Origin of the sequence: Streptomyces sp. NPDC101191, assembly GCF_044767915.1 — a bacterium.
Taxonomy (GTDB): Bacteria; Actinomycetota; Actinomycetes; order Streptomycetales; family Streptomycetaceae; genus Streptomyces.
Genome location: NZ_JBIWOU010000004.1, coordinates 34263 through 46666, shown reverse-complemented (window position 1 = coordinate 46666; position 12404 = coordinate 34263). Strand labels below are relative to the sequence as shown.

9 protein-coding genes and 1 pseudogene are annotated in these 12404 nt (G+C 74.1%); 5 read left to right on the top strand and 5 right to left on the bottom strand.

Annotated elements, in window-relative coordinates; genetic code table 11:
• Positions 1 to 131 precede the first annotated feature (131 nt).
• The 5 genes and pseudogenes from ACIRQF_RS16920 (at position 132) to ACIRQF_RS16900 (ending at position 6239) form a co-directional block, all read left to right on the top strand.
• A complete protein-coding gene (locus ACIRQF_RS16920) occupies positions 132 to 425 on the top strand; it encodes a DUF503 domain-containing protein (RefSeq protein ID WP_362372225.1) in 294 nt (97 codons plus the stop codon).
• A gap of 29 nt (positions 426 to 454) precedes the next feature.
• Positions 455 to 895 (top strand): 30S ribosome-binding factor RbfA, encoded by a 441-nt coding sequence (rbfA, locus tag ACIRQF_RS16915; RefSeq protein WP_376637536.1) that lies wholly within the window; start codon positions 455 to 457, stop codon positions 893 to 895.
• Positions 892 to 1818 carry a tRNA pseudouridine(55) synthase TruB gene (gene truB / locus ACIRQF_RS16910; protein ID WP_376637537.1) on the top strand — a complete coding sequence of 309 codons (927 nt, stop codon included), beginning with the start codon at positions 892 to 894 and terminating at the stop codon, positions 1816 to 1818. Before rbfA ends, truB begins: the two co-directional genes overlap by 4 nt.
• A gap of 212 nt (positions 1819 to 2030) precedes the next feature.
• A pseudogene (locus tag ACIRQF_RS16905) lies at positions 2031 to 2474 on the top strand (trypsin-like peptidase domain-containing protein); the annotation flags it as partial.
• Between the two features lie 2796 nt (positions 2475 to 5270).
• Positions 5271 to 6239, top strand: coding sequence for a bifunctional riboflavin kinase/FAD synthetase (locus ACIRQF_RS16900; protein WP_376637567.1), 969 nt, complete (start codon positions 5271 to 5273; stop codon positions 6237 to 6239).
• 247 nt (positions 6240 to 6486) lie between these two features.
• On the opposite strand, the gene ACIRQF_RS16895 is transcribed toward ACIRQF_RS16900, so the two are convergent.
• Genes ACIRQF_RS16895 through ACIRQF_RS16875 form a run of 5 tightly spaced genes read right to left on the bottom strand, consistent with a single transcriptional unit; the run spans position 6487 to position 12258 of the window.
• Positions 6487 to 7479, bottom strand: coding sequence for an ABC transporter ATP-binding protein (locus ACIRQF_RS16895; RefSeq protein ID WP_382478051.1), 993 nt, complete (start codon positions 7477 to 7479; stop codon positions 6487 to 6489).
• A 13-nt stretch (positions 7480 to 7492) separates the two neighbouring features.
• Entirely contained in the window at positions 7493 to 8467 is a 975-nt protein-coding gene (locus ACIRQF_RS16890) for an ABC transporter ATP-binding protein (RefSeq protein WP_404092951.1), read from the bottom strand.
• The gene (locus ACIRQF_RS16885) at positions 8464 to 9348 is read right to left on the bottom strand and encodes an ABC transporter permease (RefSeq protein WP_376637540.1); all 885 of its coding nucleotides are present in this window, start codon (positions 9346 to 9348) and stop codon (positions 8464 to 8466) included. Before ACIRQF_RS16885 ends, ACIRQF_RS16890 begins: the two co-directional genes overlap by 4 nt.
• Entirely contained in the window at positions 9345 to 10412 is a 1068-nt protein-coding gene (locus ACIRQF_RS16880; RefSeq protein WP_404092947.1) for an ABC transporter permease, read from the bottom strand. Before ACIRQF_RS16880 ends, ACIRQF_RS16885 begins: the two co-directional genes overlap by 4 nt.
• A 4-nt stretch (positions 10413 to 10416) precedes the next feature.
• Complete coding sequence (locus ACIRQF_RS16875; protein ID WP_404093613.1) at positions 10417 to 12258, bottom strand: ABC transporter substrate-binding protein; 1842 nt, start codon at positions 12256 to 12258, stop codon at positions 10417 to 10419.
• Positions 12259 to 12404: the final 146 nt, after the last annotated feature.

The window sequence follows — 12404 nt, the reverse complement described above, 5'->3', positions numbered from 1 at the left end:
GAGACCGGGGCCGGTCGGCGGGAGAATTTCCGTCGATCGGCCCCGGCCGTTGCGTGTACGGTTTTGATGTTCCTCCCGGGCGAGCGCCCGGCAGGCCGTCGAACCCGAACCGGCGGGACATCCGGCACCACATGTACGTGGGGACTCTGTCCTTCGATCTGCTCCTCGGCGACGTTCATTCGCTGAAGGAGAAACGCTCCGTCGTCCGGCCCATCGTCGCCGAGCTCCAACGCAAGTTCTCCGTGAGCGCGGCCGAGGTGGGCGACCAGGACCTTCACCGCAGGGCCCGTCTCGGGGTCTCTCTGGTGTCCGGGGACGCGGGGTTCGTGTCGGACGTGCTCGACCGCTGTGAGCGGCTGGTCGCGGCCCGGCCCGAGGTCGAGCTGCTGTCGGTGCGACGCAGGCTCCACACTGATGAAGACTGAATGAGCAAGGCAAAGAAGGAGAAGGACCAGTGGCCGACAACGCGCGGGCGAAGAAGCTGGCGGACCTCATCCGGGAGGTGGTCGCCGAGAAGCTGCAGCGCGGCATCAAGGACCCGCGCCTGGGTACGCACGTGACCATCACGGACACCCGCGTCACCGGTGACCTGCGGGAGGCCACGGTCTTCTACACGGTCTACGGCGACGAGGAGGAGCGCGCGAGCGCCGCCGCCGGCCTGGAGAGCGCCAAGGGCATCCTGCGCTCGGCCGTCGGCAAGGCCGCGGGCACCAAGTTCACCCCGACGCTGACCTTCGTGGCGGACGCCCTCCCGGAGACCGCCAAGAACATCGAGGACCTCCTCGACCAGGTCCGCGCCTCGGACGCCAAGGTGCGGGAGGCGTCCTCGGGCGCCACCTTCGCCGGTGACGCGGACCCGTACAAGAAGCCGGGCGAGGACGAAGCCGCCGAATGAGCACCTCCGGTCAGACCCCCCCGGCTACCGCTGGAAGGGGCACCCCCGACGGGCTTGTCATCGTCGACAAGCCGTCGGGCTTCACTTCGCACGACGTCGTGGCCAAGATGCGCGGGATCGCCAGGACCCGCCGGGTCGGCCACGCCGGCACGCTCGACCCCATGGCCACGGGCGTCCTCGTCCTCGGCGTGGAGCGGGCGACCAAGCTGCTCGGTCACCTCGCGCTGACCGAGAAGGAGTACCTGGGCACGATCCGCCTGGGCCAGACCACCGTCACGGACGACGCCGAGGGCGAGATCACGGCGTCGGTCGACGCGTCGAAGGTCACCCGGGAGCAGATCGACGCGGGCGTGGCCGAGCTCACCGGCGACATCATGCAGGTGCCGTCGAAGGTCTCCGCGATCAAGATCGACGGCAAGCGGTCCTACGCGCGGGTGCGCGGCGGCGAGGAGTTCGAGATCCCGGCCCGGCCGGTCACCGTCTCCTCCTTCCAGGTGTACGACATGCGCGAGGACACCGCGGAGGACGGGACCCCGGTCGTGGACCTGGTGGTCTCCGTCGTCTGCTCCTCCGGCACGTACATCCGGGCGCTCGCCCGCGACCTGGGCGCAGGGCTCGGCGTGGGCGGTCATCTGACCGCGCTGCGCCGCACCCGGGTCGGCCCGTACAAGCTGGACAGCGCCCGGACCCTGGACCAGCTCCAGGAGGAGCTCGCGGTCATGCCGGTCGCCGAGGCGGCCGCGGCGGCGTTCCCGCGCTGGGACGTCGACGAGAAGCGGGCCCGGCTGCTCCTGAACGGCGTACGCCTGGAGATGCCGGAGTACCCGGCGGGCCCGGTCGCGGTCTTCGGGCCGGAAGGGCGTCTGCTCGCGCTGGTCGAGGCCCAGCGCGGCAAGGCGAAGAGCCTGGCCGTCTTCGGCTGACCCACGGCCGACGTCGTGCTCGGCAGGACGTCATGGTGAGGCGGGCACGCGCGCGTGCCCGCCTCACGATCCCCCTCCGGGGAGGATCTGTCCCCCCGGCGATCACCCATTCACCCCTTCGGGCAGGCGCTCGGAGCGAACGGGGGAGTGCAGGGGGGCGCGTTCGGTTCGCGCGCTTCTCTCCCTGATCATCGCCGACCTACCGTCGACCCATGGGGAGCGGGGACCGGGCGACGCTGGTACGGATCGAGGATCCGGCCGGCCGGTCCGTCGGGACCGGATTCCTCGCCGACCACCGCGGCACCCTCCTCACCGGCCACGAGGTGGTCGACGGACACGCCGCCCTCCACCTCGTCACGCCCGACGGGCGCCGCTGGCGCGCCACGGCCTCCGACATCACCCCGCTGCCCGGGGCCGGGCTCGCGCTCGTCCGCACCCAGGGCCTGGGCGCCCGCCCCTTGCCCCTCGCGACCCGGCAGGGCATCGAACCCGGTACGTACGTGCGGATCAGCGCCCACGGCTGGCGCGAGGCCCGCGTGCTCGGCACCACCCCCGGACCCGCCCTCGAACTCGCCATCGGCACCGAGGGCGCCGAAGCCCTCCACGACGGCGGACCGGCCGCCGGCGGCCCGGTCCTCGACCCCGTCACCGGCGCCGTCCTCGGCGTCCTCGGCACCGCCGTGCACGGCGACCGGCGCGCCGCCGGACACGCCCTGCCCATCCCGCCCGACGGGCCGCTCGGCCCGCTGCTGCGCCGCAACGCCGCCACCGTCCCCTGCTACGGGCAGGACCTCAACCTGGCCGGCGTCCTGGAGCTCACCGCCACCACGACGGGCACCCACGAGGACCCGCCCGCCCCCCGGGTCGAGGACGACGGCGCCGCCCTCGTCCTCGCCGTGGTCGGCGTCCCCGGCACCGGCCGCACCACCGCCCTCGCGGGCCTCGCCACGGAGCGCACTCGCGGCCCCGCCCCCGCGCCCACCGCCTGGCTGCGCGGCGCCGACCTCCGCGCCGACGACCGCTCCCTCGCCGACGCGATCGGCCGGGCCCTGCGCCGCGCCGGGCGCGTCGCCGCCGCCTCCGGCACCCCCGGCGACCCGGCCGCCGTGACGCCGGAACAGGCCGCCGGGCTCGCCGCGGAGGCCGGCCGCCCGCTGCTCGTCCTGCTCGACACCCCCGAGGAGATGCCACCGGTCCTCGCCCACCGGCTCGCCGCCTGGACCGGCGCCACCGAGGAATGGCTCACCGCCCACCGCGCCCGGCTGGTCGTGGCCTGCCGCCCCGAGCACGCCGAGCAGGCCCTCGGCCTGTACGCCACGGAGCCGGCCGTCGTCGTCCTCGGTGACCTCACCGAGGCGGAGGCGGCCGGGGCGCGCCGCCGGCACGGGGTCCCCGACGATGCCATCGCCGCGCCGGACGCCCGGCACCCGCTCGCGCTGCGGCTGCTCGGCGAGGTCCGCGCGGCGACCTGCGGCGAGCTGCCGGGCCGTCCCGACCGGGACGCGATCTTCCAGGCCCACCTGGACCTCCAGTGCCTGCGGATCGCGGTACGGATCGCCGCCGCCGAGCGCCCCGTCCTGCGCGGCACCGCCGTCCGCCGCCTCGCGGCCCGGGTCAGCGGCCGGATCCACGAGGCCGCCCGCCGCTGCCTCGGCCCCGGCCAGGGCGAGCTCGACCGGGAGTCCTTCGAGGAACTCTTCCCCTGGCGCACCGGCTGGGCCTCCGCCGTCCTCACCGAGGCCCTGCTGGTCCCGGCCGGCGGCGGCTACCGCTTCGCGCACGAGGAGCTCGCCGACTGGCTCCAGGGCGCCCACCTCGACATCGACCGCGCACTCGACAGCCTGATCCACCACCCCACGCCGCTTCCCGTCCCGCGCCACCGCATCGGCCCCGTGCTCCAGGCCCTCCGGCAGCTCCACCGCGACCAGGGCCCGAGCGGTCTGACACCGAGGCTCGAGGGCCTGACGGACGCGCTGGCGGCGTTCGCGGACGGGGAGAGGGGGACTGAGACCGGTAGGGAGACGGGCGAGGGGGCGGGCGTGGGGGCGGAGACGGGCAGGGAGCCGGGCGCGGGGGCGGAGACGGGGACGGGCACGGGCACGGGCGTGGGGGTGGCGACGGGCGCGGAGACGGGTCCGGTGGCGGGCGCGGCGGCGACGGGCGTGGGCGCGGGTGTCCCGGCCGGAGCGTCGTCCGCCGCTCCCGCCGCTCCCGCCGCACCCGAGGTCGCCGAGGGCGTCTGGTGGGCCTCGCGGCTGCTCGCCGGGGCGCTGGAGGCGGTGCCGGACCTCCGGCCGTATCTGGGGGTGCTGCGGCGGCTCGCCGATCACATCGGGGCACGGCCGGGGAAGCGGGCGGCGTTCGGCGGCTTCGGCGTGGACTTCTGGGACGGCCTCGCGGTGGCCGAGGGCGAGGCGACGGACCTGCTGCGGAGGCTCGTGCCCGCCGACCCGGCGCCCGGGGGCACCCGTTTCCTCGACCTCGCCGCCGCGCGGCTCATGGCCGACCCGCGCGGGGTGCAGCCGTTGCTGTGCCGCTGGTTCGCGGACGACCGGCCGCTGGCAGGGGCGCCGGGGGCCACCGTCGGCACGGCCGCGCAGGCGCTCCTGCACACCCGCCGGGCGCTCGCCGTGGACGACCTGTGCGAGGCCCTGGTCGCGACCGCGCACCCGCTCGCCGAAGGTCTGCTCGCCGCGCTCGCCGAGGACGAACCGGCCGCGCTGTGCCGGGCCGTGGACCGGTGGGCCCACGACGACGGGCGCCCCGAACGGCGCGCCGCGGCCGCCGCGTACGGGCAGCTGGTCGCCCCGCACGTGCGCACCCCGGACGAGCGGAGCACCCTGCGCTACGCGGCCCTCGCCCTGCTCGCCCGGCCCGGCGACCGGGCGCTGCACGGCGCCGCCGTCGGGCTGCTCGTCCGGGACCCCGACTCCCGCGCCCGGTTCCTGCCGCGCGCGCTCGCCGAACCGGGGGTGCCCGTGGACGCCCTCGCGGCCGCGCTCGCCACCCACCCCGATCCCGTCCTCGACGCCCTGCGCGCCCGGCTCCTCGACGGCGAGCCCGCGCCCGTCCTGCGGGCCCTCGCCCGGGTCGACACGCCGCGCCTCGCCCGCCTCGCCGCCGCGCTCGTCGCCGAGTACGCGCGCACCCACCCCGAAGGCGCCCCGCTGGTCGCCGCCTTCGTCGACGCGCGCCTGGAGGAGGGGCCCGTCGTGCGCTGTGTCCTGCACCCGCTGGTCGGGCGGCTGCTCGCGCTCCCCGCCCCGCGCGCCGCGCTCGCTCCGGTGCTCGCCGCCCCCGGCACCGGCGCCTCCCGCTTCCTGCGCGCGGAGCTCCGAGACATGGCGCACACCATGCCGATGCTCCCGCAGCCGCATGCTCATGGCAGTCTTAGACCTGCGCCAACAGGCGTACACGCGGACTTGGGTACAGGCGGACGAGGAGCGGTCACAGTGCAGCGCTGGCGTGGCTTGGAGGACATCCCCCAGGACTGGGGGCGCAGCGTCGTCACCATCGGCTCCTACGACGGAGTCCACCGCGGGCACCAGCTGATCATCGGGCGGGCCGTGGAGCGCGCCCGCGAGCTCGGCGTCCCCTCGGTCGTCGTCACCTTCGACCCGCACCCCTCCGAGGTCGTGCGCCCCGGCAGCCACCCGCCGCTGCTCGCCCCGCACCACCGCCGGGCGGAGCTGATGGCCGAGCTGGGCGTGGACGCGGTGCTGATCCTGCCGTTCACGGCCGAGTTCTCGCAGCTGTCCCCGGCGGACTTCATCGTGAAGGTCCTCGTCGACAAGCTGCACGCCAAGCGGGTCATCGAGGGCCCCAACTTCCGCTTCGGCCACCGCGCGGCCGGCAACGTCGCGTACCTGGCCGAGCTCGGCGCCACCTACGACTACGACGTCGAGGTCATCGACCTGCGCGTGTCCGGCGCGGCGGGCGGCGGCGAGCCGTTCTCGTCGACGCTGACCCGCCGGCTGGTCGCCGAGGGCGACATGGCCGGTGCGGCGGAGATCCTGGGTCGCCCGCACCGGGTCGAGGGCATCGTCGTGCGCGGCGCCCAGCGCGGCCGCGAGCTCGGCTTCCCGACGGCCAACGTCGAGACCCTGCCGCACACGGCGATCCCCGCCGACGGCGTCTACGCGGGCTGGCTGACGGCCGCCGGCGAGCGGATGCCCGCCGCGATCTCGGTGGGCACCAACCCGCAGTTCGACGGCACCGAGCGCACCGTCGAGGCGTACGCGATCGACCGCGAGGGCCTGGACCTCTACGGCCTCCACGTCACCGTCGACTTCCTCGCCTACGTGCGCGGGATGCTCAAGTTCGACACCCTCGACGACCTGCTCGCGGCGATGGCCGGCGACGTCAAGACGTGCCGCGAGCTGACCGCCGCCTACGACGAGGGCGCCCGGAACGGCTCCTGACGGCCCGTCCGGCCCGCCCGGCGGGGGTCCCACGGCCAGGCATCCCCGCCGAGCCGTACGAGCACGGCCTGGATATCCGCCTCGCAGAGCCGTACGGGCGCGGCCCGGGTATCCGCCTCGCAGAGCGGTACGAGCGCGGCCCGGGTATCCGCCCCGCCGAGCCGTACGAGCACGGCCCGGGCCCCCCGCCCCGCAGGACGCGACGGGCACGCCCGGGCCCACCCGCGCGTCCCCGGCGGGGTGACGCTCAGTCCGCCGGCACCGTCCGCCGTGCCCAGTGGCAGGCCGCCGAGCGTTCCTCGCGCCCGCCGAGGACCGGCAGGTCCTCCGTGCGGCAGCGGTCGGCCACCTCGCCCGCCCGGCCCGAGGCGAGGACCTGGCAGCGCACGTGGAAGCGGCAGCCCGACGGGATGCGCGCCGGGTCCGGGGGCTCGCCGGTCAGCACCACCGGTTCCCCCACGGAGTCCGGCAGCACCGACAACAGCGCCTGGGTGTAGGGATGGCGAGGCTGCGTCAGGACGGACTCCACCGGTCCCGTCTCCACGATCCGGCCCAGGTACATGACCGCCACCCGGTCCGCGATGTTCCACGCCAGGCCCAGATCGTGCGTCACGACCAGGGCGGAGAGGCCCAGTTCGTCGCGCAGGCGCAGCAGCAGGGCCAGGATCTCGCCCCGTACCGAGGCGTCCAGCGAGGCCACCGGCTCGTCCGCCACGATCAGTTCGGGTTCCAGGACCAGCGCCCCGGCGATCACCACGCGCTGCCGCTGCCCGCCGGACAGCTCGTGCGGATAGCGCAGGAAGAAGCGCTCCGGCGGGCGCAGCCCGGCCCGGGACAGCGCCTCGGCCACCGCCGCGCGCTCGTCCCCGGAGTGGCCGTGGATGCGCAGCCCCTCCGCCACCGCGTCGTACACCGTGTGCCGCGGGTTCAGCGAACCGCTCGGGTCCTGCAGGACCAGCTGCGCCCGCTTCCGGTACGCCTTCAGGGACCTCCCCGTGTACGACAGCGGCGCGCCCGCGAAACGCACCTCGCCCCCGCTCGGCCGGACCAGGCCGAGCAGCGAGCGGGCGAGCGACGTCTTGCCGCAGCCGGACTCGCCGACCAGGGCCACGATCTCGCCCGCGCCGATGTCCAGGTCGACCCCGTCCACGGCCCGGGCGGGCGGCGCGCCCCGGCGCCCGGGGAACACCACCCGCAGGTCCTTCGCCGACAGCAGCGGCGCCGAGGCATCCCCGCTCATACGGTCCTTCCCTTCACGACCCGCTCCCCACGTGTACGCAGGCCGCCCGGCGCCCCGCGCCCGCGTCCCGCAGCTCCTGGTCCTCCGCCGCGCAGCCCTCGACCGCCACCGGGCAGCGGGGGTGGAAGGTGCAGCCGCCCGGCAGGTCCGCCGGGTCCGGCGGGTCGCCCGGCAGGCCGCGCGGGGCCCGCCGCGAGGCCGGGTCGCCGATCCGCGGGAACGCCGAGGACAGCGCCCGCCCGTAGGGGTGCGCGGCTGCCTCGTACACCGCCTTCGCCGGGCCCTCCTCGACCACCCGACCCGCGTACATCACGGCCAGCCGGTCGCAGGTGTCGGCGAGCACCGCCAGGTCATGGCTGATCATCAGCAGCCCGATGTCCTGCTCGGCGACCAGCTGTTCGATGAGGCGCAGGATCTGTGCCTGGATCATGACGTCCAGCGCGGTCGTCGGCTCGTCCGCCACGATCAGCAGCGGGTCGCAGGCGAGCGCCATCGCGATCATCACGCGCTGCCGCTGCCCGCCGGACAGCTCGTGCGGATACGCCGCCGCCCGCGCTGCCGGCAGGCCGACGTGCTCCAGGAGCTCCCCGGTCCGGGTGCGGGCGGTCGCCGGGGTGGCCCTGCCGTGCACGAGCAGCGGTTCGGCGATCTGGTCGCCGATCCGCCGCACCGCGTTCAGCGAGTGCATCGCGCCCTGGAAGACGATCGACGCGCCCGCCCAGCGCACGGCCCGGAGCCGGCCCCACTTCATGCTGAGGACGTCCTCGCCGTCGAGGAGGATCTCCCCGGTCGTCCGCGCCGAGGCCGGCAGCAGCCGGAGCAGCGCGAGCGCCATCGTCGACTTCCCGCAGCCGGACTCCCCGGCGACCCCGAGCTTCCGCCCGGCGGGCAGACTCAGGTCGACGCCGCGCACGGCGGGGACGGCGGCCGCCCCCGATCCGTACGTGACGGTCAGGTTCCGTACCTCGAGCAGGCCCGGGGCGCTCATCGGCCCACCCCCAGCTTCGGGTTGAGGACGGACTCCACGGCCCGCCCGCACAGCGTGAACGCGAGGGCGACCAGCGCGATGGCGATCCCGGGCGGCGCCAGGTACCACCAGTGCCCGGACGAGACCGCGCCCGCCTCACGGGCGTCCTGGAGCATCCCGCCCCACGACACCACGGTCGGGTCGCCGAGCCCGAGGAAGGCCAGGGTCGCCTCGGTGAGGATGGCCGTCGAGATGCCGAGGGTGGTCTGGGCGAGGACGAGCGGCATCACGTTCGGCAGGACGTGCCGGGTCATGACGTGCCCGTGCCCGCCGCCGAGAGCGGTCGCCCGCTCGATGTACGGGCGGGACTCGACCGCGATCGTCTGCGCCCGCACCAGCCGGGCGGTGGTCGGCCAGCTGGTGACGCCGATCGCCACGACCACCGTCCACATCGACCGGGACATGACGGTCGCGAGCACGATCGCCAGGACCAGTGTCGGCATCACCAGGAACCAGTCGGTGATCCGCATGACGACCGTGGAGAACCAGCCGCCGTAGTGGCCGGCCACGATCCCCACGAGGGTGCCGATCGCCACCGACAGGGCCGCGGCCAGCAGCCCCACCAGGAGTGAGATCCGCGCGCCCCAGATCAGCAGCCCGAGCAGCGAGCGCCCGAACTGGTCGGTCCCCAGCGGGAACTCGGCGCTCGGCGCCTCCAGGGCGGTGCCCGGCGCGTTCGTCACCGACTGCACGTCGGCGCCGACGGTCAGCGGCGCGGTGAGTGCGAGCAGCCCGATCAGGGCGAGCCCGGCCAGGCCCCAGAGCCCGGCCCGGTGCCCGCGGTACTGCTTCCAGAAGCGGGTGGCGGTGCCGCGGCGCCGCTCCCATGTCAGTGACGTCATCGGCCCACCCGGGGGTCGAGCAGCGGATAGAGCAGGTCGGCGATCAGGTTCATCACGATCATCGCTCCGGCGAAGACCACGAACAGGCCCTGGACGAGCGGCAGGTCGGGCACGCTGAGCGCCGAGTAGAAGAGGCCGCCGAGGCCCGGCCAGGAGAACACCGTCTCCACGAGGATCGAACCGGCCGCCACGTGACCGAGGTTGATGAAGACCATCGTCACCGTCGGCAGCAGCGCGTTCGGGACGGCGTGCCGGCGCCGTACGGCGTCGTCGCGCAGCCCCTTGGCCCGGGCGGTGGTCAGGTAGTCGCTGCCCATCTCGTCGAGCAGCGAGGACCGCATGACGAGCAGGGTCTGGGCGTACCCGACCGCGACCAGGGTCAGCACGGGCAGGACCATGTGGTGGGCCACGTCGAGGACGTAGCCGAAGCCCGTCTCGCCCGTTCCGGACTCCATGCCGCCGGTGGGGAAGAGGCCCGGGACCGGACCCATGCCCACCGAGAACACGATGATCAGCAGCAGGCCGAGCCAGAAGGACGGCACCGACCACAGGGTGAGGGCCACGCCGGTGTTCAGCCGGTCGCCGAGGCTGCCGTGCCGCCACGCCGAGCGGGTGCCCAGCCACAGGCCGAGCGCCGAGTAGATCACCACGGCCGTGCCGGTGAGCAGCAGCGTCGCGGGGAGCTTCTGCGCGATGAGCTCGCCGACCGGGGCGCGGAACTGGTACGAGGTGCCGAGATCGCCGGTGAGCGCCTTGGCGCAGTAGTCCGTGAACTGCTGCCAGAGGGGCAGGTCGAGGCCGAACTGATGGCGCAGGGTGTGGAGTTGCTCGGCCGTGGTGGGCATGCCGTGGGTCATCGTCTTCACCGGGTCGCCCGGGATGATCCGGAACAGGAAGAAGCTGGTGACCAGGACGGCGAGGAGCGAGACGGCCGCGCCGGCGAGCTTCGTCGCCGCGTGCCGCAGATAGGGCAGGGCGGTACGGGTGCGGGGGGCGCCGCCCTCCGTGGTGCGGGCCGCGTCGGCCCGGACCACGGAGGAGGCGGGGGTGCTTGCGCTCGTCACGGGGCTACTCGCGGTCGTCGGCGGTGGAGCGGCGGCGCATCATCAGGAAGATCCCGGCGCCGGCGACGACCACGACCGCCGCGCCGATGCCGACCACCAGGCCGGTGGACGAGCCGCCGCCGTCCGACTCGGAGCCGGATGCCCGCGCCGCGGGCACGGCCGACCACCAGCTCCAGTAGCCGTCCTGGCCGTACAGGTTGCCGGCCGCCTCGGGCATCGTCGTGATGCTGCCGATCTGGTCGGTGCGGTAGGCCTCCAGGGCGTTCGGGTACGCGATGACGTTCATGTACCCGGTGTCGTACAGCCGCGACTGCATCTGCTTGACGAGGGCCGCGCGCTTGCCCGCGTCGTACTCCACGGCCTGCTGGGCGTACAGCGCGTCGAAGCGCGGGTCGCAGATGAAGTTGTCGGTCGCGCCGGTGTCCTTGGGGGTGGTCGGCAGCGTGCCGCAGGTGTGGATGGACAGCACGTAGTCCGGGTCCGGGTTGACCGACCAGCCGTCGAAGGCGAGGTCGTAGTCGCCCTTCACCCACGGGTCGGAGACGCTGTCGAGGCACTCGACCTTCAGCCCGATGCCGAGCTTGCCCCACCACTCCTGGAGGTACTTGCCGATCGCCTTGTCGTTGGGGTCGGTGGCGTGGCACAGGATGCGGAAGTCCAGCGGCCGCCCGTCCTTGCCGACCCGCTTGCCCTCGGCGTTCTTCCGGTACCCGGCGGTGTCCAGGACCTGCCCGGCCAGGGCGGGGTCGTAGGTGCGCTTCTGGGTGCCGTCGGGCTGCCAGAAGTACGAGCCGAAACGCGGCGGGATGTAGCCCGCGCCCTCGACGGCGTGGCCCTGGTAGACCTTGTCGACCAGCGTGGCGCGGTCGACGGCGAGGAAGAGCGCCTTGCGCACCTCGGGGTCGAGCAGCGCCTTGTGCCCGTTGCCGAAGGTCTTGCCGTCCTTGGCGCGGGCGCCGGGGTTGGTGGCGAGGGCGAAGAAGCGCCGGCCGGGCGCGTCGTTGACCTTGATGTTCTTCTGCGTCTTCAGGGCGGCGGCCTGGGCGGGCGTCAGGTTCGGGACGAAGGACACCTCGCCCTTCTGGAGCGCGGCGACGGCCGCGTCCCCGTCCTTGTAGTACTTGAAGACCAGCTCGTCGAACTTGGGCGCCCCGCGCCAGAACGTCTTGTTCGGCTTCAGCTTGATGTACTGGTCGACCTTGAAGTCCGTGATGACGAAGGGGCCGTTGCCCACGATCGGGAACTGCTGGTCGTTGTTGAACTTGGAGAAGTCGCCGACCTTCTCCCAGACGTGCTTGGGCACGATCGGGACGTCGAGCGCCGTCATCGTCGCCTGCGGCTTCTTGAGCTCGATGACCAGGGTCTGCGGGTCGGGCGCGGTGACCTTCTTGAAGTTCGCCGTGAAGCTGCCGTTGGCGGTGGCCGCGTTCGGGTCGGTCATCATCTTGGTGAAGGTCCAGGCCGCGTCCTCCGCGGTGGCCGGCTGCCCGTCGGACCACAGCGAGTCCTTGCGGATCGTGTACGTCCAGGTGAGCTTGTCCGGCGAGGACTTCCACGCGGTCGCGAGGCCCGGGATCGGGTGGGCGTCCTTCGCGTCGTAGTTCGTCAGGTACTCGTAGGCCAGCCGGTGGATGCTGGTGGAGACGAGCTTCTGGGCGAGGAACGGCGAGAGCGAGTCGATGCTCTGCGAGACGGCGACCGTGAGCGTCGTGCCGCCGTCCGCCTTGGAGTCCACCGCCTGGGCCTGCGGAGCGGCCACGAGCGAGGCGGCCGTGACGCCCGCCGCGGCGAGCAGGCGGAGGGCTCTGTGGGTGGGTGCCGGACGGGGTGGAGCCTTCGTGACCATGACCATGGGACGTGACCTCGCGTCGGGGGATGCGTGCGCCGGTGAGCTGCCGTGGATCTTGGGCTGACGATGGATGAAGCGAAGGTGTATCAGCGGTGGTCTGCCGTCGTCAACGATGTCTCAAACACCGTGTGGGCTGCGGGAAT